This is a genomic window from Granulicella tundricola MP5ACTX9, from assembly GCF_000178975.2.
Classification (GTDB): domain Bacteria; phylum Acidobacteriota; class Terriglobia; order Terriglobales; family Acidobacteriaceae; genus Edaphobacter; species Edaphobacter tundricola.
The window spans coordinates 4194975-4215241 of sequence record NC_015064.1 but is presented as its reverse complement, the minus strand read 5'-3'; the positions used below and the strand labels follow the sequence as shown (position 1 = coordinate 4215241).

20 protein-coding genes and 1 tRNA gene are annotated in these 20267 nt (G+C 60.8%); 16 read left to right on the top strand and 5 right to left on the bottom strand.

The features are described 5' to 3' along the window. Positions 1–97: 97 nt before the first annotated feature. From dut to ACIX9_RS18405, 6 genes are all read left to right on the top strand, one after another. The gene (gene dut, locus ACIX9_RS18430; RefSeq protein WP_013582010.1) at positions 98–550 is read left to right on the top strand and encodes a dUTP diphosphatase; all 453 of its coding nucleotides are present in this window, start codon (positions 98–100) and stop codon (positions 548–550) included. A gap of 72 nt (positions 551–622) precedes the next feature. After that, entirely contained in the window at positions 623–2980 is a 2358-nt protein-coding gene (gene purL / locus ACIX9_RS18425; RefSeq protein ID WP_013582009.1) for a phosphoribosylformylglycinamidine synthase subunit PurL, read from the top strand. Then, positions 2980–4479: an amidophosphoribosyltransferase gene (purF, locus tag ACIX9_RS18420; RefSeq protein ID WP_013582008.1), complete on the top strand. Its 1500-nt coding sequence runs from the start codon at positions 2980–2982 to the stop codon at positions 4477–4479. The genes purL and purF overlap by 1 nt, the downstream gene beginning before the upstream one ends. A gap of 13 nt (positions 4480–4492) precedes the next feature. After that, positions 4493–4777 carry a DUF2218 domain-containing protein gene (locus tag ACIX9_RS18415; protein ID WP_013582007.1) on the top strand — a complete coding sequence of 95 codons (285 nt, stop codon included), beginning with the start codon at positions 4493–4495 and terminating at the stop codon, positions 4775–4777. 184 nt (positions 4778–4961) lie between these two features. Then, a complete protein-coding gene (locus ACIX9_RS18410) occupies positions 4962–5171 on the top strand; it encodes a hypothetical protein (RefSeq protein ID WP_013582006.1) in 210 nt (69 codons plus the stop codon). A 117-nt stretch (positions 5172–5288) separates the two neighbouring features. Next, complete coding sequence (locus ACIX9_RS18405; RefSeq protein ID WP_013582005.1) at positions 5289–7769, top strand: RelA/SpoT family protein; 2481 nt, start codon at positions 5289–5291, stop codon at positions 7767–7769. A 91-nt stretch (positions 7770–7860) separates the two neighbouring features. Here the strand turns inward: ACIX9_RS18405 and ACIX9_RS18400 are convergent, their stop codons facing one another. Beyond that, the gene (locus tag ACIX9_RS18400) at positions 7861–9990 is read right to left on the bottom strand and encodes a prolyl oligopeptidase family serine peptidase (protein WP_013582004.1); all 2130 of its coding nucleotides are present in this window, start codon (positions 9988–9990) and stop codon (positions 7861–7863) included. Positions 9991–10072: 82 nt separating this feature from the next. On the opposite strand from ACIX9_RS18400, the gene ACIX9_RS18395 reads away from it, so the two are divergent. Both ACIX9_RS18395 and ACIX9_RS18390 read left to right on the top strand, forming a co-directional pair. Beyond that, positions 10073–11008 (top strand): ketopantoate reductase family protein, encoded by a 936-nt coding sequence (locus ACIX9_RS18395; RefSeq protein WP_013582003.1) that lies wholly within the window; start codon positions 10073–10075, stop codon positions 11006–11008. A gap of 164 nt (positions 11009–11172) precedes the next feature. After that, positions 11173–12225 carry a VWA domain-containing protein gene (locus ACIX9_RS18390; RefSeq protein WP_013582002.1) on the top strand — a complete coding sequence of 351 codons (1053 nt, stop codon included), beginning with the start codon at positions 11173–11175 and terminating at the stop codon, positions 12223–12225. Positions 12226–12300: 75 nt separating this feature from the next. Here ACIX9_RS18390 and ACIX9_RS18385 read toward each other — a convergent pair whose 3' ends face one another. Next, positions 12301–12693, bottom strand: coding sequence for a LysM peptidoglycan-binding domain-containing protein (locus tag ACIX9_RS18385; RefSeq protein WP_013582001.1), 393 nt, complete (start codon positions 12691–12693; stop codon positions 12301–12303). Positions 12694–12828: 135 nt separating this feature from the next. On the opposite strand from ACIX9_RS18385, the gene ACIX9_RS18380 reads away from it, so the two are divergent. Both ACIX9_RS18380 and msrB read left to right on the top strand, forming a co-directional pair. After that, entirely contained in the window at positions 12829–13230 is a 402-nt protein-coding gene (locus tag ACIX9_RS18380) for a RidA family protein (RefSeq protein ID WP_013582000.1), read from the top strand. A 175-nt stretch (positions 13231–13405) separates the two neighbouring features. Next, positions 13406–13816 (top strand): peptide-methionine (R)-S-oxide reductase MsrB, encoded by a 411-nt coding sequence (msrB, locus tag ACIX9_RS18375; RefSeq protein ID WP_013581999.1) that lies wholly within the window; start codon positions 13406–13408, stop codon positions 13814–13816. 701 nt (positions 13817–14517) lie between these two features. Here the strand turns inward: msrB and rpmB are convergent. The 3 genes from rpmB to ACIX9_RS18360 form a co-directional block, all read right to left on the bottom strand. Then, positions 14518–14709 (bottom strand): 50S ribosomal protein L28, encoded by a 192-nt coding sequence (rpmB, locus tag ACIX9_RS18370; protein WP_013581998.1) that lies wholly within the window; start codon positions 14707–14709, stop codon positions 14518–14520. A 95-nt stretch (positions 14710–14804) separates the two neighbouring features. Continuing rightward, positions 14805–14881: transfer RNA gene (locus tag ACIX9_RS18365), tRNA-Val, on the bottom strand. Positions 14882–14927: 46 nt separating this feature from the next. After that, positions 14928–15512 carry a CDP-alcohol phosphatidyltransferase family protein gene (locus ACIX9_RS18360; RefSeq protein ID WP_013581997.1) on the bottom strand — a complete coding sequence of 195 codons (585 nt, stop codon included), beginning with the start codon at positions 15510–15512 and terminating at the stop codon, positions 14928–14930. 82 nt (positions 15513–15594) lie between these two features. On the opposite strand from ACIX9_RS18360, the gene ACIX9_RS18355 reads away from it, so the two are divergent. The 6 genes from ACIX9_RS18355 to ACIX9_RS24085 all read left to right on the top strand — a co-directional run bounded on the left by ACIX9_RS18355 (position 15595) and on the right by ACIX9_RS24085 (position 20263). Beyond that, positions 15595–16086: an RrF2 family transcriptional regulator gene (locus ACIX9_RS18355; protein WP_013581996.1), complete on the top strand. Its 492-nt coding sequence runs from the start codon at positions 15595–15597 to the stop codon at positions 16084–16086. A gap of 78 nt (positions 16087–16164) precedes the next feature. Continuing rightward, the gene (locus ACIX9_RS18350; RefSeq protein WP_049789435.1) at positions 16165–17433 is read left to right on the top strand and encodes an IscS subfamily cysteine desulfurase; all 1269 of its coding nucleotides are present in this window, start codon (positions 16165–16167) and stop codon (positions 17431–17433) included. Positions 17434–17510: 77 nt separating this feature from the next. Then, positions 17511–17933, top strand: a complete 423-nt coding sequence (gene iscU, locus ACIX9_RS18345; protein WP_013581994.1) for a Fe-S cluster assembly scaffold IscU — start codon at positions 17511–17513, stop codon at positions 17931–17933. Positions 17934–18028: 95 nt separating this feature from the next. Next, a complete protein-coding gene (locus tag ACIX9_RS18340) occupies positions 18029–18523 on the top strand; it encodes a HesB/IscA family protein (RefSeq protein ID WP_013581993.1) in 495 nt (164 codons plus the stop codon). A 68-nt stretch (positions 18524–18591) separates the two neighbouring features. After that, a complete protein-coding gene (gene hscB, locus ACIX9_RS18335; protein WP_013581992.1) occupies positions 18592–19215 on the top strand; it encodes a Fe-S protein assembly co-chaperone HscB in 624 nt (207 codons plus the stop codon). Between the two features lie 157 nt (positions 19216–19372). After that, positions 19373–20263 carry a DUF2076 domain-containing protein gene (locus ACIX9_RS24085; protein ID WP_013581991.1) on the top strand — a complete coding sequence of 297 codons (891 nt, stop codon included), beginning with the start codon at positions 19373–19375 and terminating at the stop codon, positions 20261–20263. Positions 20264–20267: the final 4 nt, after the last annotated feature.

The window sequence follows — 20267 nt, the reverse complement described above, 5'->3', positions numbered from 1 at the left end:
TCGGATGCAGAACTCTCCCAACCGTTTCAGTCCGAATGCCCGGCCTTGCACTTTCATCAACTTAATTCCCGGATGCGTTCAACGATAAACTCGACCCATGAACGCAGAATCATCGCCCGACCTGGAAATCAGTGTTCTCAAACTTCATCCCTACGCCCAGCTTCCCCGCTACGCCCACACCGGGCCTTATGGCGATCTTGCTGCCGATCTCCATGCCGTAGAGCCACTTACACTGGCCCCGGCGGAGACCCGCGCAGTTCCCACGGGCATCGCGCTTGGCCTGCCTGACGGTTTTGGCGCATTGGTGGAGGACCGTTCCGGGCTCGCCTCACGCGGCATCACCACCCTCGCAGGAGTCATTGACCCTGGCTACCGGGGTGAGGTCAAGGTCGTCATGACGAACCTCTCCGCCATCCCTCACACCATCGCCGCCGGAGACCGCATCGCCCAGCTCCGCATCGTACGCCGCATCGAAGCGGCCTTCACTGAGGTCTCCACGCTGGACCAGACACCGCGCAATCAGGGCGGATTCGGGTCAACCGGAGCTTGAATCGCAAGCCGAACGCACCGTAACACGGGCACATCGTCCCTGCCATCATGCGACAATCGAAGCTGCGAGCCTATGCCAAACGAGTACGTTTTCCCCACGTCTACGCCGCCCCCCACGCCCACCACCATCAGCCCGGCGCTCCTCAAAACGCATTCCATTACGCCGGACGAGTACACGCGCATTGAAGCCGCGCTCGGTCGCGTGCCTTCGCTGACTGAGCTGGGCATCTTCTCGGTTATGTGGTCGGAGCACTGCTCCTATAAGTCCAGCCGCGTCCACCTCAAGCGCCTGCCCACCAAGGGCACCCGTCTCAGCGGCCCAGGCGCGGTCGTGCAAGGGCCCGGCGAGAACGCCGGCATCATCGACGTAGGCGAAGGCTGGGCCTGCGCCTTCAAGATCGAGTCCCACAACCACCCCAGCTATATAGAGCCCTATCAGGGCGCGGCCACCGGCGTCGGCGGCATCCTCCGCGACATCTTCACCATGGGCGCACGCCCCATGGCCGTCATGGATTCGCTCCGCTTCGGCCCGCTTACCCCTGAGAGTGACAAAAAAGACGACACCACTGACTACGCCCGCAACCGCCAGACCATGGCCGGCGTCGTCCACGGCGTAGGCGGCTACGGCAATTGCTTCGGCGTGCCCAACCTCGGCGGCGAAACCCGCTTTGAGCAGTGCTACTCCGGCAACCCCTTGCTGAACGCATTTGCATTGGGCCTGGTGAGAACCGACGAGATCTTCTACGCCAAGGCGGAAGGCGTCGGCAATCCCGTCTTCTACGTCGGGGCTAAGACTGGAAGAGACGGTATTCACGGTGCCACCATGGCATCGGAAGAGTTCACCGAAGGCTCCGAGCAGAAGCGCCCCAACGTCCAGATGGGCGACCCCTTCCTCGAAAAACTCCTCCTCGAGGCCTGCCTGGAGGTCATGCAGACCGGCGCAGTCCTCGGCATTCAGGACATGGGCGCAGCCGGCCTGACCTGCAGCACCTGCGAGATGGGCGCACGCGGCTCGCTCGGCGTCACCATTGAACTCGACAAGGTCCCCCAGCGCGAGACCGGCATGTCCACCTACGAGATCATGCTGTCGGAGTCGCAGGAGCGCATGCTGCTCGTCGCCGCCAAGGGCCGCGAAGAAGAGGTCCTCGCCGTCTTCCGCAAGTGGGGCCTGGACTGCGCGGAGGTCGGCCTCGTCACCGCCGACGACGTGATGCGCGTCTACCACGGCGGCATCCTCGAAGCCGAGATCCCAAACAAGTCTCTGACTGACGACGCCCCGGTCTACCACCGCCCGGTCGGCACCTGGACCGCACCCGTCCCCAAGGACCCACCCGCCTGGGTTCTCGAAGAGCTCAAGAAGCCCCGCGACTACACCGCCGACCTCAAGAAGCTCCTCGCCTCTGCCAACATCTGCGACAAGCGCTGGATCTACGAGCAGTACGACTCCATGGTCCAGACCAACACCGTCCAGGGCCCCGGCGGAGAGGCCGGCGTCATCCGCATCAAGGGCACCGGCAAGCAGGACGCACCGGAGCGAGGCCTCGCTATGGCCCTCGCCGGCAACGGCCGCTGGTGCTATCTCGACCCCAAACTAGGCGCGATGCACGCCGTAGCCGAAGCCGCCCGCAAGGTCGCTTGCACCGGCGCAACCCCGGTCGCCGCCACCAACTGCCTCAACTTCGGCAACCCTGAAAAACCCGAGATCATGGCCCAGCTCTCCCAGGCCATCGACGGCATCACCGAAGCCTGCAACGCCCTCGGCACCCCCGTCACCGGCGGCAACGTCAGCCTCTACAACGAAACCAAAGGCGAAGGAATCTACCCCACCCCCGTCATCGGCATAGTGGGCATTCTGGACGATGTAACTAAAGCCGTGCCATCAGGTTTTGTTAGCGCGGGCCACAAGGTCATCCAAATTGCCGCCAAGTGGGATGTTGATTCTTACCCCGTCGAAGCATTTGGGTCCTCGGACTATGCGAAGACCATCCTTCAGACAATCTGGGGGAGGCCTGAGTGGTTTGATCTCAGAGAAGCGGCCCAGCTAAATAAGTGCTTGATTAGTCTTGCAAGTGAAGGGTTGTTGAGGTCGGCGTGCGATCTGTCCGATGGAGGTCTTGCGGTCGCTTTGGCAAAGGCTTGCCTAACCAACGGCGTAGGCGTGAACGCTGACTCCAGTCGAACCGCAATCTCGCTGTTTGGAGAACAAGCTTGTAGTGTCGTCATTTCCTGTTCGTCAGAGGACGAGTCCAAGGTTCGGTCCATTGTTGAAGGATATGATCTGCACGTATGGGCCTTAGGTGACACAACCGACCGCGATGATTTTTGGCTCGCCACAGGAAAGAAACCGGCAATTTTGACAACGGTAAGTGAACTCCGCACCGCCTACTCCACCGCCCTCGAATCCCAACTAGCCGAAGAGGTGCTCGCATAATGAACACCACCCTCTCCCTGGCCCAAGACATGCAAGATCACGAAGCCGACGACCACCTCGACAAGCTCCGCGAAGAGTGCGGCGTCATGGCCGTCTACAACCACCCTGACGCAGCCCGCCTCACCTATTGGGGTCTTTACTCCCTCCAGCATAGAGGCCAGGAGTCCGGCGGAATCGCATCCGCGGACGGCGAGCACGTCAACGACATCAAGGGCATGGGCCTCGTCTCGGAAATCTTCACCGACGACGTCCTCCAGAAGCTCCCCGGCCACCTCGCCATAGGCCACACCCGCTATAGCACCACCGGCGACTCCGCCCTCCTCAACGCCCAGCCCATCAGCGTTGAATCCACCAAGGGGCTGATTGCCATTGCGCACAATGGGAACCTGATCAACCTCGGCACCGCCAAGGAGCGCCTGGAGCGCGATGGAGCCATCTTCCAGACCACCTCGGACTCCGAGATCATCATCCAGCTCGTCGCCCACTCCAAATGCACCACCCTCGTCGATTGCATGGCGGAAGCCCTCGCCCAGGTCGAAGGCGCGTTTTCCATCGTCATGATGACGCGCAACCGCATCTTCGCCGCGCGCGATCCGCACGGCTTCCGCCCGCTCTGCATGGGCCGAGTCACCGGAGAAGACGGCGCGCCGGACACCTTCGTCTTCGCCTCCGAGACCTGCGCCCTGGACCTCCTCCACGCCAAGTATGAGCGTGACGTAGAGCCCGGCGAGCTCGTCATGGTCTCGGAAGACGGCGTCACCAGTCGCCACTTCGCCAAGGGCTCCGTCCCGCCCGCCTCCTGCGTCTTCGAGCACGTCTACTTCGCCCGCCCGGACTCCAAGGTCTTCGGCCGCTGGGTCCAGAAGTCCCGTGAAGAGATGGGTCGCCAGCTCGCACGCGAGTCGGCAGTCCCCGCAGACCTCGTCGTCCCAGTCCCCGACTCCGGCGTAACAGCCGCCATCGGCTACGCCGCAGAGTCCGGCATCCCGTTCAACTTCGGGCTCATCCGTAACCACTACGTAGGTCGCACCTTTATCGAACCCACCCAGCGCGTCCGCGACTTCGGCGTCCGCATGAAGCTCAACCCCTCCCGCGCCCTGCTCGAAGGCAAGCGCGTCATCCTCATCGACGACTCCATCATCCGCGGAACGACAAGCCGAAAAATCGTGCGGATGGTCAGAGCCGCCGGAGCCACGGAGGTCCACCTCCGCATCTCCTGCCCCCCCACCATCTCGCCCTGCTTCTACGGTGTCGATACCCCCAGCCGCGAACACCTCATCGCCGCCAACAAGAGCCTCGCCGAGATCTGCGCCTACATCGAAGCCGATTCCCTCGCCTACCTCTCCCTCGTCGGCCTCACCCACTCCTGCACCACCGGCGAGCCGCTCGGCGGCCTCTCCCCGGCCAGTTTCTGCACCGCCTGCTATACCGGCGAGTACCCCACCCAGATGATCGACGTTTCGGAGATCCTACCCGCTCCAGCCATGCCGCTCGCATGATGCCGGCGTTCGCATGATGCTCTCGCGCGCAGAGCTCCGCACCACTCACGCCGTTGAGTACTTGCGTGAGCTCTGCCGCCACTGGGCCCACCGCTTTCCGGTCGAGTACGACGACACCCACGGCAAGATCAAGCTGGACCGAGCCATCTGCACTCTGATGTCCGCCCCTGCGGCCCTCTCCGTCTACCTGGAGGTCGAAGATGCGGCCGATCAGGACGACGCGGAGAAGCTCATTGCAGACCGGCTCCGGCATATCGGCTCACAGGAAACTCTGGACTTCCACTGGTTCCAAAGCTAGCTCTCCAGCGGCGCATGAACCAGAAATAAGACTCATTCCGTCCCACTCATCAATCGATCTAAGACTCGAATCGTCCCAATTTACAAGGGTTTACGCGCGGTCTATTGTCATCCCGGAACGTCGAGAAGCAGGCAACGCGAATCGTCCAGCCGCCTTCTCACATAACAAGTTCTGGAGGATCACCATGCAGACAGTTCATGACGGACAGTGCGGTCTCTGTACCCACTTCGGCGAAGCACATGAGAAGACCACCGTTCTCGTCAGCATCCTAAGCAGCAAGTCCGCGGATGCCACCCTGCTTGATAGCTGCGGCCTGCCCAAGAATGCCGCGCTTCACCTGAAGGTCACTCCCCTCAGCGGCTGCGATGGCTTCCAGCCCGCTGCCCAGGCCTAACTCCTCGGCACCACAAAACGGCCGCTCCCTGGAAATCTAGGGGAGCGGCCGTTTTCTTTGCCCGCCAGTATCCACCCCGCCAGCCATCCCTCCCTCCCAATCGGCCTATAATGTCCTATGGCAAGCGCTCCGCCGGCTGATTCACAGGCTGGCCCTCTGAACTCGTCGTCCCCCACCACTTCCGGCTCAGGAAGCGTCGCGGGCATCGACATGGAAGCAGCCCTGCCCACCGCCGCTTCCATCTCAGCCGCATCCGGCGGCGTCCGGCCTCAGCTTCTCTCCTCCCCCATCCAGATCCTGCCCCACGATCTCGCCGAACCCTCCGGCTCCTTCCCACCACTCCAGCCCGCGCCCATCTCCGAGCATCCCGATGCCTTGCCCGGCTCGCTGGAAGCTCGCTTCGACCATCTCCTTAAAACCGTCCACCGCAACCGCCCCAGCGACGATCTTGAGATCATCCGCCGCGCCTGGGCCTTCTGCATCCAGCAGCATGCGGGCCAGCTTCGCGCCTCGGGCGAGCCCTACATCATCCATCCGCTTGAGGTCTGCCAGATCCTTGCAGACCTCAAGATGGACTCCACCGCCATCGCCGCCGGCCTCCTGCATGACGCCGTTGAAGACACTGACGTCACCAGCCCGGAGATCGCCAAGCGCTTCAACGAGCAGGTCGCCCACATCGTGGAAGGCGTCACCAAGCTCGACAAGATCAAGTTCGCCAACCGTGAAGATCACCAGGCGGAGAATATCCGCAAGATGCTCCTGGCCATGGTCACGGATGTGCGCGTCGTCATCATCAAGCTCGCGGATCGCCTCCACAACATGCGGACGCTGGAGCATCTGAAGCCGGAAAAACAGCAGAAGATCGCACGCGAGACCCTAGACATCTACGCCCCCCTCGCCCACCGTCTCGGCATGGGTAAGCTCCGCGGAGAGCTTGAAGACCTGGCCTTCCGTTACACAGATCCCTACGCCTACCTGCAGGTTGCGCAGGAGGTGGAGCATCTCCGCGATGCCAACGAAGAGACCCTCACCAACATCGTCGAGACCGTACGGGGCAAGCTCGCCGAAGCCGGCATCGATGGCCGCGTCGAATCCCGCATCAAGCGTCTCTACTCCATCCAGCAGAAGCTCACCGCCCAGAAGATCCCCGTGGATCAGGTCTATGACCTCCTCGCCGTCCGCGTCATCTGCCACACCGTGGGCGAGTGTTACGCCGTCTTCGGCATCCTCCAGAATCTCTGGCGTCCCGTCCCCGGTCGCTTCAAGGACTTCATCGCCACCCCCCGCCCCAACCTCTACCAATCCCTCCACACCACGCTCATGGCTCCCGGCGGTCACCAGTTTGAGGTCCAGATCCGCACGGAGGAGATGCACCGCATCGCGGAAGAGGGCATCGCAGCGCACTGGAAGTACAAGGCCAACGACGCCGTCAGCGCCAAGGATGAGCAGCGCCTCGCCTGGGTCCGCCAGTTGATGGAATGGCAGCGTGAGATGACAGACCCCAACGAGTTCATGTCGACCCTCAAGATCGATCTGTACCCAGAGGAGGTCTACACCTTCACCCCCAAGGGCAAGGTCGTCGTGCTTCCCAAGGACGCCAGCCCCATCGACTTCAGCTACGCCATCCACACAGAGGTGGGCAACACCACCATCGGAGCCAAGGTCAATGGGCGCATCGTCCCTCTCCGCACCAAGCTCCGCAACGGCGACATCGTAGAGATCAGTACCCAGACCGGCCACGCTCCATCCCGCGACTGGCTCTCCTTCACCAAATCCAGCCGCGCCCGCAACAAGATCAAGCACTGGCTCAACGAGCATCAGCGAGAGCGCGCCATTGAGATCGGCAAGAAGCTTCTGGACCGCGAAGCCCGCAAGTGGAAGCTCGCCCTCTCCAAGTTCGACGATGCCGATTACGTTCGCGTCGCCAACGACTACGGCCTGGGCACAGAGGCGGAGCTGCTCGCCGGCGTAGGCTTCGGCAAGTACTCAGCCCGCGTCGTCCTCAACAAGCTCCAGCCCGGCTCGACGATGGCGGCTGAGATCTCAGAGCCCGAAGCCGGCGTCGGCAACGTGGTCGGCCAGATGTCAGAGGCGGTCAAACGCGTCTTCTTCGGCAAGGGGTCGGACTCGCTACAGGTGGAAGGCCAGGACGATCTTCTCGTCTATCGCGCCCGATGTTGCAATCCGATCCGCGGCGAAGAGATCATCGGCTACGTCACCCGTGGCAAGGGTGTCGCGGTCCACGCACGCGTCTGTCCCAACGTGCAGAACCTTCTCTACGAGTCCGACCGCCGCATCCAGGTGGAGTGGGGCCTTGGCGAATCGCACGGCGGCGCAGGCGCACCCAAGCCCACCACCTACCCGGTCAAGCTCACCATCGTCTGCGACGACCGCTCCGGCATGTTGAAGGAGTTCACCGCCATCATCGCGGAGGACGGCACCAACATCCGCTCGGTCGACTCCAAGCCCGCCACCGACGGCTCCTTCATGGTGGACTTCGTCATTGAAACCGTAGACGTCCGCCACCTCACGAAGCTCACCCAGAACCTACGTAAGGTCCCCGGCGTTCGAGACGTCCAGCGCGTCCAGAAGATCTAGAGCCCCTTTCGTCTGCCAAACTTGGCTTGTCATTCCGCAGCGAAGCGGAGGAACCTGCTTCTGTCCTCCGCTTCGCTGCCGTCTGCCGCGCCTACTGCATCCCCAGCTCCTTCACCAGGAACGCATACATATCCGCCGTCACATCAAGCTGCTTGGAAAGCGGCATCCCACCGCCATGCCCCGCCCGAGTCTCCACCCGGATCAGCATTGGCGCAGCGCCCGGCGTCTTCTCAGCGGCAGCCTGCATCACCGCCGCAAACTTGAAGCTGTGCGCCGGAAATACCCGATCGTCATGGTCCGCTGTCGTGATCAGCGTCGGAGGATAGTGCGTGCCCGCATGAACGTTATGCACCGGGCTGTATTTGTAGATCGCCTTGAACTCCGCCTCGTTGTCGCTCGGGGAGCCGTAGTCCGACTTCCACGCATACCCGATCGTGAACTTATCGAACCGCAGCATATCCATCACGCCCACCTGCGCCAACACCGCCCCAAACAGCTCCGGCCGCTGTAACTCCACAGCCCCAACCAGCAACCCGCCGTTCGACCCCCCATTGATCGCCAGCTTCTTCGCAGACGTGTACTTGTTCGCGATCAGATACTCCGCGCAACCAATGAAGTCGTCGAAGACGTTCTGCTTCTGTAGCTTGGTCCCGGCTTCATGCCACTTCTCGCCATACTCCCCGCCCCCACGCAGAATGGCCTCTGCATAGATGCCGCCCATCTCCATCCACGCCAGCCGTGACGAGCTGTAAGCCGGCCCCAGCGATATGTTGAACCCACCGTACCCATACAGGATCGCCGGAGCCGCCCCATCCAGCTTCGTGCCTTTCTTGTACGTGATGAACACCGGCACCTTGGTCCCATCCTTGCTCGGAGCAAAGACCTGCTTCGTCTCATACTGTGCCGGATCGAAGACCAGCTTCGGCTGCTTCCAAACCGCGGTCGCCCCACTCTTCAGGTCCAGCTTGTACACCGTTCCCGGCGTCACATAGTTCGTGAACACAAAGAACACATCCGTGTCCTTCGCCCTGCCTCCGCCCACATGCGCCACGCCAATCCCAGGCAGCGCTACCTGCCTGATCACATGCCCATCGAGCCCCCGCATCTCCACCCGGGTCTTCGCATCCTCCAGGTAGCTCAGCACCAGCTCGTCATGCACCATCGATACGCCGTCGATCGGCTCCTTCCCCTCCGCCACCACCGTCTTCCACGCCGCCCGCTCCGGATGCTCCAGATCAACCTCAACGATCTTGCTGTTAGGCGCATCCTTGTTGATCTGCAGCCAAGCCTTGCTCCCCACATTCCCCACCCATCCATAGATCGCATCATCCACCTGCGCAAGCTGAATCAACCCCGCACTTGGCTTCGACAGATCCCTCACCACTAGAGCATTCGTATGCCCCTTACCCGAACTCAGGATCAGCCACCGCCCATCCTCGCTCACCCCGCCGCTGACCAGCATCTCCTTGTCATCCGGCCGCTCGAACACCACCTTATCCTCGTTCTGCGCAGTCCCCAGAGCATGGAAGTAGAGCTTGTGATTCGTATTCACCTGCTTCAACGCGGCCGCTCGTTCCGCCTCCGTCTTCGGCACGCCAAAGCTCGAGTAATAAAACCCCTTCCCATCCTTAGCCCAGCTCACACCAGAGAACTTCACCCACTCGATGAGGTCCGGCAGATCCTCGCCCGTCGCCACCACCTTTACCCGAACCTTCTGCACGTCGCTCCCGGCCTCGGCCAGCGCATACGCCATCAGCTTCCCATCCTCGCTCACGCTGTAGCTGTCCAGCGCGATCGTCGCATCCTTCGCCAGCGTATTCGGGTCCAGCAGCACCTTCGCCTCACCCTTTTCGCCCTCCTGCCAATACAGCACGCTCTGGTTCTGCAGCCCCGTATTACGCGAGTAGAAGTACCGTCCACCCTCCCGCTCCGGCATCCCCACCCGCTCATAATTACTCAGCTCCATCAGCCGAGCGTGAATCTTATCCCGCGCCGGTACACCCGCCAGGAACCCCTGCGTCACCGCATTCTCCGCATCCACCCAGGTCTTCACCTCGGCCGAGTCCACATCCTCCATCCACCGATACGGATCGGTCACGGTCGTCCCAAAGTAAACATCCTTCTGCTCTGAAACCCGTGCTGCCGGATACTTCAATGTCTGCGCCCCTGCCACTCCACTCATCACCAGAACCCCCGCTGCCACTGTTGACTTCCAAGTCATTGCATAATCCTCAAATACTCACAGGCCGAAACCTGCCATCACCTGAAATCTTACATTCCACCCCTCCCGCTAAAATCACATCATGCGAATCCTCATCATCGGCACCGGCGCACTCGGTGGCTACTTCGGCGCACGCTTGCTCGCCGCCGGCCGCGACGTCACCTTTCTCGTCCGCCCCGCCCGCATCCCCCAACTTGCCACCTCAGGCCTAAACCTCACCAGCCCCCACGGCGACCTCCACATCCCCACCCCGCCCACCATCACCGCAGACACCCTGGCCAGCACCTACGACCTCATCCTCCTCAGCTGCAAAGCCCACGACCTCACCTCTTCCATGGACTCCTTCGCCGCAGCAGTAGGCACCACGACAGCCATCCTCCCGCTCCTCAACGGCATGGCCCACATGGACGCGCTCGATGCCCGCTTCGGCCGCCAGCACGTCCTCGGCGGTGCCACGGACATCTCCGCCGTACGCGACCCCGACGGCCTCATCCGCCACCTCAACACCCTGGACCACCTCCTCTTCGGTGACCGCGACGACCCCTCCGGCCCCCGCATCACCGCCATCGCCGCGGCCCTCACCGTCCCCGGCTTTGGAGCTTCACTCCGCCCCGTCATCCTGCAGGACATGGGCGAGAAGTGGGTCGCCATCAGCACCGGCGCCGGCATGACCTGCCTCATGCGAGCCACCATCGGAGACATCGTAGCCGCCGGAGCCGCGCCCCTCGTCAACCAACTCATGCTGGAGGCCGCCAGCATCGTCGCCTCCACCGGCTACCAGCCCACCCAGGACTTCCTCGCCGTCACCCTCGCCAAGTTCACCCAACCCGGCTCCCTCTTCACCGCCTCCATGCTCCGCGACCTGGAATCCGGAGCCCCCATAGAAGCCCGCCAGATCATAGGAGACCTCCTCACCCACGGCCGTACCGCCAACCTCCCAACCCCACTCTTAGAAGTAGTCAACGCCCACCTCCGCTGCCACGAGATCCGCCAGCAACGCGAAGCTACCAATCCCTGACCTGTACTTGCCGTTGCTCCTTCCCTTTGTTGTCATCCCCGAAGGGAACCTGCGTTCGCATTTGCCGTTGTCTTGCCCCTTTGTTTGTCATTCCGCAGCGCAGCGAAGGAACCTGCAGTTGCACTCGCATCACGCCCATTCACCCACCCAAGTAAACTCTCCCCATGCACCTCCGCCCCTTAATCCTCGCAACGATCCTCCCGGCCCTCCTCCTCACCTCCGCTCCGGCGCAGGAAGCCCCCCCGCAAGACACTCCCACCCTCCGTCTCGGCTCCAACCTCGTCTTCGTCCCAGCTCAGGTCCAGACCAAAAAGGGAGAGATGATCTATGGCCTAACTCCCCAGCAATTCACGCTGGAAGACAACGGAGTCCCCCAGAAGTTCCGCGTAGATGAAGACACCGACGCCCGCGGCCTCTCCCTCGTCGTAGTCGTCCAGTGCTCCCGCGAAGCCTTCGCGCAGTTCAACCGCATGAAGGGCCTTGACGCCATGGTCGACGACCTTACCGGCGGCGCGCCTCGTCAGGTCGCCGTCGTCAGCTACGGCTCAGAGCCTGAACTTATCGGCGACTTCACCCCGGACCCCGATAAACTCAACCACAATTTAGCCCAGCTTGAGCCCTGTGAAGACGGCGGCAACGTCACCCTTGACGCCGTCGCCTTCGCCAACAAGCTCTTCGACCAGGACCCCAAAACCTCTGCCCTCACCCAGACCCGCCGAGCCATCCTCCTCATCGGAGAAACCCGCGACCACGGCTCCAAGGTCAAGCCTGAGACCGTCATCGCAGACCTCGGACGCTCCAACACCGTCGTCGACTCTGTCTCCTTCAACCCCGGCAAAACCACCATCATCGATTCGCTCATCCACGGCCAGTTCGGCCCCGGACCCTTCGGCCTCCTCGTCATGGCTGTTGAGGCGGTTCGCCGCAACGTCCCCCACACCCTCGCCTCCCTCACCGGCGGCGAGTACACCAACTTCTCCACGCAAAAGGGCTTTGACGCCGGCATCCACAAGCTCGCCAATCACATCCACAACTACTATCTGCTCAGCTTCCAGCCCGTCGGCCCTGCCGGAGCCCCACTCACTCCCGGCCTCCACCGCCTCACCGTCAAGGTCCCCGACTACCCCGACGCCCAGATCCGCTCCCGCCTCACCTACTACGCCGGCGAAGCCCCACCCCCCGAAGTCCCCGACAAGCCTGAGAAGGAGAAAAAATGAGGCAGTTTGAGGTAGCCAGAATCGCCGCCTCAAACTGCCTCATCACTACTCCAACACTATCTCTTCACTGCCGCGTCACTGTAACACAGGCACGGTGACCTTCTGCCCCACCTGGATCTTATCCGGGTTAGCAATGTGGCTCGCCTTCGCAATCCCCTCATAGTGGTTCGCATTGCCATAGAACAGCTTGCTCACCTTGCTCAAGTTGTCCCCCGGAGCGATCGTATACTCCTGCTCCTGACCACCGGTATTGGTGATCTCATGCTTCAGGTCCGCATACTGCGGGTCGACCTGCTTGATCGCGTCCCAGACCCGGTCCAAAACCACCTGAGAAGGCACATGCGCCACCAGGTGATACTGTTCGCCCACCAGTTCAGAGCCGTCGAACTTCGCGCCATGTCCTTCAAACTGCTTGATCACGTCGACTACTGGCTTGTACTTCTCCTGCAATGCCTGAAAATCTGCCATCGGTAAATCTCCTCCTGGTACTTCCCCTCTTTGGATGCCGCACAACCGTAGGAAAACTCCCGGCAGCCACATATTCAACGCCCCGCAACACTCCCCCGCTTGCCCCCGCGCCCAGCCCCGGCGACAATCGACACTATGAGCGATCAGACCAAAACCGTCATCTCCACCACCAACGCCCCCGCCGCCATCGGCCCATACTCCCAGGCCATCCTCACCGGCGACACGCTCTACACCTCAGGACAGATCCCCATCGACCCCAAAACCGGTGCCTTCGTCCCCGGCGGCATCACCGAGCAGACCACCCAGGTCTTTGAGAACCTCCGCGCAGTCCTGGACCAGGCCGGCTTCAACCTCGCCCAGGTCATCAAGACCACCGTCTTCCTCAAGGACCTCGGAGACTTCGCCGCCATGAACGAGATCTACGGCCAGTACCTCGCGCCCCACGGCGTCATTCCTCCCGCCCGCTCCACCGTCCAGGTAGCCGCCCTTCCAAAGGACGCCTTGGTAGAAATCGAAGTCATCGCAAAAAAGGCGTAACGCGGAAAAAAGAGATAAAGACGGATAAGAGCCGAAGCGAAAAAAGAAATACTCATCCTGAATTTTCGTTGCGGATGTCTCATGAGCGTTCTATCCGTCTTATTCCGTTCCTATCCCTCTTATCCGCGTTACGCCTTTTGTAACGCCCCAGCATCCAATCCGTAGGAGCACAATCATGTCCGACACCCAGACCGCACCCAAAGTTCAGAAGACAGAAGCCGAGTGGCGCGAAACCCTCACGCCCGAGCAATACCACGTCCTCCGCGAGAAGGGCACCGAGCGCGCCTTCACCGGAGCCCTCGTCAACAACCATGACGACGGCATCTACCGTTGCGCGGCCTGCGACGCCCCTTTGTTTGCCTCGGATACCAAGTTCGAGTCCGGCTCCGGCTGGCCCAGCTTCTTCACCCCCATCACCCCCGGCGCGGTCGCCACCATTGAGGACCGCACTCACGGTATGCGCCGCGTTGAGGTAACCTGCGCCAACTGCGGCAGCCACCTCGGCCACGTCTTCCCGGACGGCCCCCAACCCACTGGCGAACGCTACTGCATGAACAGCGCCTCCCTCAGCTTCGAAAAGCAGTAAACCACCCGGGCTCCGCGCAGAGCGGAGCCCCAATTTCTAATTCGCCGCAGGCACACTCACCACACTGCAGCCGTCACCCTACCACAACCGTCGCCCCCACGACAGCCGTCACCCCCCCACTATCACGACCGTTACCTTACCATCACGACCGTTACCTTACCATCACGACCGTCACCCCCACCACAACCGTCATTCTGCGCGGAGCGCGAATCTCCGTAGTTGTCGTTATTGCCGCACAAACGTCAGAACTGCCTGATTCTCCCGATAAGGACTCGCGATCATCACCAATCACCGTCATGCAAAGCCATCTTTATGAAGCACTTACAACTATTTTTCTAAAAAACGCCAACAAAATCCGTTGTCAAGCCCCCAGGCTCCCAAATAATCTCGTAACCTACACATCAGAAATAACTTACGCTCAAAAAATAAATGGCGTATTCACCCCATCCACTTTAGTAAAATAGAAGCAGGGAAAAAGAGAAAGCTCAGCGGGTGAACTGAGCGCTCATAAACCAAATAGAATGAATGCTTTGCAAGTAACCCCTTTGAAATCAAGACTTTAGAAGTCAACCTGGACCTAAGTTCAATAGGATGAATACTTTAGGTCATACAGGCGGGGGTAGGTGGTACCTGCAAACGCACGAATGCACCGCCCTGATTCTTCAGGCGGTGCATATCGAACGAAGTTCAGTCAGGGAAGCTTACGCGACTTTGACGATCTTGCCGGTCTTGATGCAGCTCGTGCAAACGCTCATGCGCTTGGAGCCGCCATCGACCTTCGCCTTCACAGGCTGGAGGTTTACATTCCAGCGGCGGCGGGTCTTGTTGTTCGCGTGCGAGACGTTGTTGCCGAACTGCGGGCCTTTGCCGCAGAGATCACATTTAGCTGCCATGGTCCTGGTGCTCCTGATTTCTCAAATCTTGTGACGCAGAGGAACTTCCATCAGCCGATGCCCATAAGTCTAAGGGGTACGAACCGGGGAGGAAGTGGTAGGCACGAGCGGATTCGAACCGCTGACCTCTACCGTGTCAAGGTAGCGCTCTAACCAACTGAGCTACGCGCCTCCGTGCGTCTCATCAGAGTAATTCATACAGCCCCGAACCGCAAGCCCTAAGCCGGCGGAGTCGGAGCATCCGCAACCGGGGTACTCACCCGCTGGATCACAATCCACGCATACTGCGCGGCGGAAAGCGGTGCCAGCACCGCGATCGCACGTAGCAGAAGCCCGGTGACGGTGGACAGGTACGGGATGGCAAACACATGCCCCCCCATGATCCCCACCACCGCAATAATCTGAACGAACGTGTTCAGCTTGCCGAAGATCGAAGGCCGGAAGTTCCGCAGCGTATTGGTCGCGAACAGCAGCGTCGCAATCAGCAGAATGCCCAGATCCCGGCTGAACACCAGCACCGTGACGTACCGGGGGATGGCCCCCACATGCGTCAGCACCAGAAAAAGCGTAGAAAGCAGCAACTTGTCGGCGATCGGGTCCAGATACAGCCCCAGCGTCGTGATCTGCTTCAGCCACCGCGCAATCACCCCGTCCAGGCCGTCCGAGATCCCGGCCAGCATTATCAGCCCAAATGCCAGGGTCCACCGTCCATCCAGGATATTGATCACCAGGAACGGGATGATGAAGAGGCGCAGCAGCGTCAGCAGATTGGGTGCTGCTCGGAATTGGCGGAGAAAGGGCACGGCTACCGCTTCATGCTATCGCATCCCCTTGCGTGGCCCCCCGGGCCGCCGTACACTCTAGAAAGATTGGAATAGTTATCAAATGCTCCGTCTGACTAAAAAAGCCGACTACGGACTGATGGCCCTGAAGTACCTGGCCGAGCAGGCTGCTGCCACCTCCGGCAACGCTGCGCACAACTACGCCCAGTCGGCCAAGGACATCGCAGAGGCTTACCACATCCCGCCCCAGCTCCTGGCCAAGATCCTCCAGACCCTGGCCAAGGGAGGCCTGCTCGTCTCCCACGCCGGAACCAACGGGGGGTATGCCCTGGCTCGCTCCGCCGCCGAGATCAGTGCATTTGAAGTGATTCGAGCGATCGATGGTCCGCTTTTCATCACCAGTTGCATCACGATCCACGGAACCTGCGACCTTGACAGCCATTGCACCATCAAAGAACCACTGCGCAAGGTGAACGACAGTATCAAGGACCTGCTCAGCGCCATCCGCATCGCGGACCTGATCGACCCCGCGGACGCCAGCCAGCCGAGAGCAGCCGCTGCCCTGGGTGGCGGCCTGGTCTCCATCGCGCTCTAAGCGCACAAGTTTCGTAACAAATTCAGGAGCTACATTATGACCGAAGAGACCGCAGTATTGAACGAACAGACCGCCAGCATGACCCCGAATGGAATGGTCATCACCGAGTCGAACGAGCCTTTGCCCGAGGGCGTTACCCTGCCCATCTACATGGACAACCACGCCACCACCCCCATGGACCCGCGCGTCCTGGACGCCATGCTCCCCTATTTTGGCAAGATCTTCGGCAACGCCGCCAGCCGTAACCACCAGTTTGGCTGGGAGGCGGAGCAGGCTGTCGACAAGTCCCGCGAGCAGATCTCGAAGCTCATCGGCTGCACCCCCAAGGAGATCATCTTCACCTCCGGCGCCACCGAGTCCAACAACCTCGCCATCAAGGGTATCGCCGAGATGTACAAGGAGCGCGGCAACCACATCATCACCCAGACCACGGAGCACAAGGCTGTCCTGGACACCTGCAAGAAGCTGGAGCGTCAGGGTTATGACGTGACCTACCTTCAGGTTCAGGCAGACGGTCTGATCTCGATGGACGATCTGAAGGCCGCTATCACCGAGAAGACGATCCTGGTCACGATCATGTTCGCCAACAACGAGATCGGCGTCATCCAGCCGGTTGAGGAGATCGGCAAGCTCTGCCATGAGAAGGGCATCATCTTCCACACCGATGCCGTCCAGGCTGTCGGCAAGGTTCCCGTCAACGTCCAGTCGATGAACATCGACGTCCTCTCGCTGACGGCACACAAGATCTACGGACCCAAGGGCGTAGGCGCTCTGTATGTTCGCCGCCGCAACCCGCGCGTCCAGATCACGGAGCAGATCAACGGCGGAGGCCACGAGCGTGGCATGCGTTCTGGCACGCTGAACGTCCCGGGAATCGTCGGTCTCGGCGCAGCCTGCGAGATCGCGATGAACGAGATGGAAGCGGAAGGCAAGCGTGAGGCTGAACTTCGCGACTACCTGAAGAACAAGTTTGAAGCTGCCCTGGACTACGTGACCGTCAACGGCAACATGGACCACCACCTTCCCGGCAACCTCAACATGAGCTTCGTTCACGTTGAAGGTGAGAGCCTGCTGATGGGCATCAATGACATCGCCGTCTCCTCCGGTTCGGCCTGCACCTCGGCCACGCTGGAGCCCAGCTATGTGTTGAAGGCTCTGGGTCTTGGCGACGATGTGGCGCACAGCTCCATCCGCTTCGGTCTCGGCCGCTTCAACAACAAGGCAGAAGTGGACTATGTTTCGGACAAGATCATCAACGTCGTCAACCATCTGCGGGAGATGAGCCCTTTGTACGAGATGGTCAAAGAAGGCATCGACCTGAGCAAGATCGAGTGGGCCGCCCACTAGTCCTTACCTTCCCAGAAATTTTCGCGACACACACGTGCCGCCGTATCATCTAACCAAGTGCATCAGGAGAGACTCACATGGCATACAGCGATAAGGTTGTCGATCACTACAGCAATCCCCGTAACGTCGGACAGATGGATAAGAGCCTGGATGAGGTCGGTACCGGCCTTGTTGGCGCACCGGAGTGCGGAGACGTTATGCGTCTCCAGATCCGCGTGAATCCGGAGACTCAGGTCATCGAGGACGCCAAGTTCAAGACCTTCGGCTGCGGTTCGGCCATCGCCTCTAGCTCCCTCGCAACCGAGTGGGTCAAGGGCAAGACCGTCGCAGAGGCGCTTCAGATCTCCAACACGGACATCGTCAAGGAGCTCGCTCTGCCCCCGGTCAAGATTCACTGCTCGGTTCTGGCTGAAGACGCCATCCGCGCAGCCATCGGCGACTGGAAGAAGAAGAACAACGTCGCCGAGACCGAAGGCGCTGCTGTCGCCGTCGCTCACTAAACAAATCTGTCGTCATCTGGCACCCCGCCTCTTCGCGTACCACGGCGAAGGGCGGGGTTCCTTGTCATGAAGGCTGAGAACAGAGGCACGCTTCTATGTCCATGGTTACGCTCCAAACAACGACGTCACAATCACCGACGGCTCCAAACAACGCGCCGAAGGACCCCCTTGCCGGGATGATTCTGCTCACGGCTGAGGGACAGCAGCCCCGCGCCAAGATGGCAATCGAGATCACAAAGAATGCTTTGAAGCGCGTTCGGGTTGCGATGGCAAAGGAAGGAATCTCCCCTGCGCAAGGCGGCTTGCGAGTGGGCATCACGGGCGGAGGATGCTCCGGACTGTCTTACAACATTCGATTCGATACCCAGCCCCGCGACCGCGATCGCACCTTCGTCTTTGGTGAAGGGCTTGAAACTCCGAACGATCCGTCCGGCGGCCAAGCGGTCAAGATCTTTGTCGATCCCAAGAGCTTCCTCTATCTCGCCGGGATGGTTCTGGATTTTGAAGAGACGCTGATGCGCCAGGGCTTCAACTTCATCAATCCCAACTCAACCAAGAGCTGTGGCTGCGGATCGAGCTTTTCAGCCTAACGCCATAAGCACGCGACGAAGCCGAGGTTCAAGAGCCTCGGCTTCGTCGCGTTGCGGAGTAATCTTGAATGATGATTGCTGCTGATTTCTTTACCGTCTTCTCTCTGCCTCGTCACTTGCACTTAGATACGGCTGCCTTGGAGAAGGCATTTTATGCACAATCCAGGAAGCTGCATCCGGATCGCTTCGCGTCCCGGCCGGCGGCGGAGCAGGAGGCCGCCTTGGCGGAGTCCTCGCGACTGAACGATGCGTACCGCACCCTGAAGGACCCGATCCTGCGGACACAGTATCTGCTGACGCTCGAAGGCGTGGAGCTGGAGGAGCAATCCAAGGCAGCAACCGAGTACGCCCGTACCTCCGGCCAGGAGAAGAAGCAGCTCATTCCGCCAGAGCTTTTGGAAGAGGTCTTTGAGCTGAACATGCAGCTGGCTGAGATGAAAGCTGCTCGACAGATGGGTGAGGATGACCCCCAGCTCCGGGCCGACCTGAGCGCTGCCAAGAAAACATTCGATGAAAAGATGGCGGAGACCCAGATCGAGCTTGAGACACTCTGGGCCCGCTGGGATACCGCAGAAGGCGCGGGAGATGAGGTCGACCGCAACGCTGCGAAGGACGCTATGGTGACTCTGCTCAACAAACGCAGCTATCTGCGTAACCTTGTCCGCGATGTAAACCAGGCACTTGAGCCGTAGTTCTCCGCTTTGCGCTTCTCAGTTGTAGCCCCGCTGGAACCTGTGGGCGCATCCAAGCGTATGTTGATTGCGAGATGCATTTGGAACTTTCCCAAACTGCATCCGTCGAACACATGGACCGGGATTGGCTCGGCCTCGCACCGGAAAAGGAAGAGATATGACGCCGCAAGAACAGCAGATGATCCAAGGGTTGATCGATCGAGTGCAGAAGACGCAGCTCCCAGAGAAGGATGCTGAGGCGGAACAGCTCCTGCAGCAAGGCCTGGGACGTAACCCCGACGCTCTGTACATCATGGCCCAGAGCCTCCTGGTGCAGGGGTATGCGCTGGAACAGGCGCAGAAGCAGCTCCCTGATCTGAAGGCACAGCTCGCGGATGCGACGGCACAACTGAACGAGTTGCAGCAACAGCAGAACCAGTATCAACAGCAGGCTCCGCCGCCTCCCCAGCAGAAGCACACCAGCTTCCTGGGCAACATCTTCGGCGCTGGCGACGATCGTCCCGCCCCTCCGCCAGCGTATCCGCAGCAGGGTTACCCACAGCAGGGCTATCCGCAACAGCAGCCGCAGTATGCGCCGGTTGCCAACTACGGTCAGCCGGCTGCCTACCCGCCGCCATCGTACGGCGGCCCGCAGTATGGACAGCCCGCTCCGCCCCAGGGTGGAGGGTTTCTAAGAGGCGCAATGCAGACGGCTGCCGGTGTCGCAGCGGGAGCGGTAGCCTTTGAGGGGATCGAATCCCTGATGCACGGCTTCGGTCATTCAGGCGGTTCTGAGGGCTTCGGCGGATTTGGCGGTGGTGGTGGCCAAAGAGAAGAAGTCATCAACAACTACTACGGTGATGATGCCGGCCGCGGACATGATGGTCACGGCCTGAGCAGCGACATCGAAGACCGGCGTGACGACACCCGTTTTGGCGACACGGGCGATAACTCGGGCAACGACAACAGCAAGGACTTCGCGGACACGGATGACTCCAATGACGACTCGAGTTCGTTCGACGATAGTAGTTCAGACGACAGCGGCAGCGACGATAGCAGCTTTTCTTAGGACG

What these genes read in the sequence shown, in the direction of transcription:
- rpmB (WP_013581998.1), bottom strand. Translation starts at nt 14,709, where the DNA reads ATGGCAGCTAAATGTGATCTCTGCGGCAAAGGCCCGCAGTTCGGCAAC.
- ACIX9_RS18410 (WP_013582006.1), top strand. Translation starts at nt 4,962, where the DNA reads ATGCAGACAGTTCATGACGGACAGTGCGGTCTCTGTACCCACTTCGGC.
- iscU (WP_013581994.1), top strand. Translation starts at nt 17,511, where the DNA reads ATGGCATACAGCGATAAGGTTGTCGATCACTACAGCAATCCCCGTAAC.
- ACIX9_RS18355 (WP_013581996.1), top strand. Translation starts at nt 15,595, where the DNA reads ATGCTCCGTCTGACTAAAAAAGCCGACTACGGACTGATGGCCCTGAAG.
- ACIX9_RS18380 (WP_013582000.1), top strand. Translation starts at nt 12,829, where the DNA reads ATGAGCGATCAGACCAAAACCGTCATCTCCACCACCAACGCCCCCGCC.
- ACIX9_RS18405 (WP_013582005.1), top strand. Translation starts at nt 5,289, where the DNA reads ATGGCAAGCGCTCCGCCGGCTGATTCACAGGCTGGCCCTCTGAACTCG.
- purF (WP_013582008.1), top strand. Translation starts at nt 2,980, where the DNA reads ATGAACACCACCCTCTCCCTGGCCCAAGACATGCAAGATCACGAAGCC.
- purL (WP_013582009.1), top strand. Translation starts at nt 623, where the DNA reads ATGCCAAACGAGTACGTTTTCCCCACGTCTACGCCGCCCCCCACGCCC.
- ACIX9_RS24085 (WP_013581991.1), top strand. Translation starts at nt 19,373, where the DNA reads ATGACGCCGCAAGAACAGCAGATGATCCAAGGGTTGATCGATCGAGTG.
- ACIX9_RS18350 (WP_049789435.1), top strand. Translation starts at nt 16,165, where the DNA reads ATGACCCCGAATGGAATGGTCATCACCGAGTCGAACGAGCCTTTGCCC.
- ACIX9_RS18415 (WP_013582007.1), top strand. Translation starts at nt 4,493, where the DNA reads ATGATGCTCTCGCGCGCAGAGCTCCGCACCACTCACGCCGTTGAGTAC.
- ACIX9_RS18390 (WP_013582002.1), top strand. Translation starts at nt 11,173, where the DNA reads ATGCACCTCCGCCCCTTAATCCTCGCAACGATCCTCCCGGCCCTCCTC.
- ACIX9_RS18400 (WP_013582004.1), bottom strand. Translation starts at nt 9,990, where the DNA reads ATGACTTGGAAGTCAACAGTGGCAGCGGGGGTTCTGGTGATGAGTGGA.
- dut (WP_013582010.1), top strand. Translation starts at nt 98, where the DNA reads ATGAACGCAGAATCATCGCCCGACCTGGAAATCAGTGTTCTCAAACTT.
- ACIX9_RS18385 (WP_013582001.1), bottom strand. Translation starts at nt 12,693, where the DNA reads ATGGCAGATTTTCAGGCATTGCAGGAGAAGTACAAGCCAGTAGTCGAC.
- hscB (WP_013581992.1), top strand. Translation starts at nt 18,592, where the DNA reads ATGATGATTGCTGCTGATTTCTTTACCGTCTTCTCTCTGCCTCGTCAC.
- ACIX9_RS18395 (WP_013582003.1), top strand. Translation starts at nt 10,073, where the DNA reads ATGCGAATCCTCATCATCGGCACCGGCGCACTCGGTGGCTACTTCGGC.
- ACIX9_RS18340 (WP_013581993.1), top strand. Translation starts at nt 18,029, where the DNA reads ATGTCCATGGTTACGCTCCAAACAACGACGTCACAATCACCGACGGCT.
- msrB (WP_013581999.1), top strand. Translation starts at nt 13,406, where the DNA reads ATGTCCGACACCCAGACCGCACCCAAAGTTCAGAAGACAGAAGCCGAG.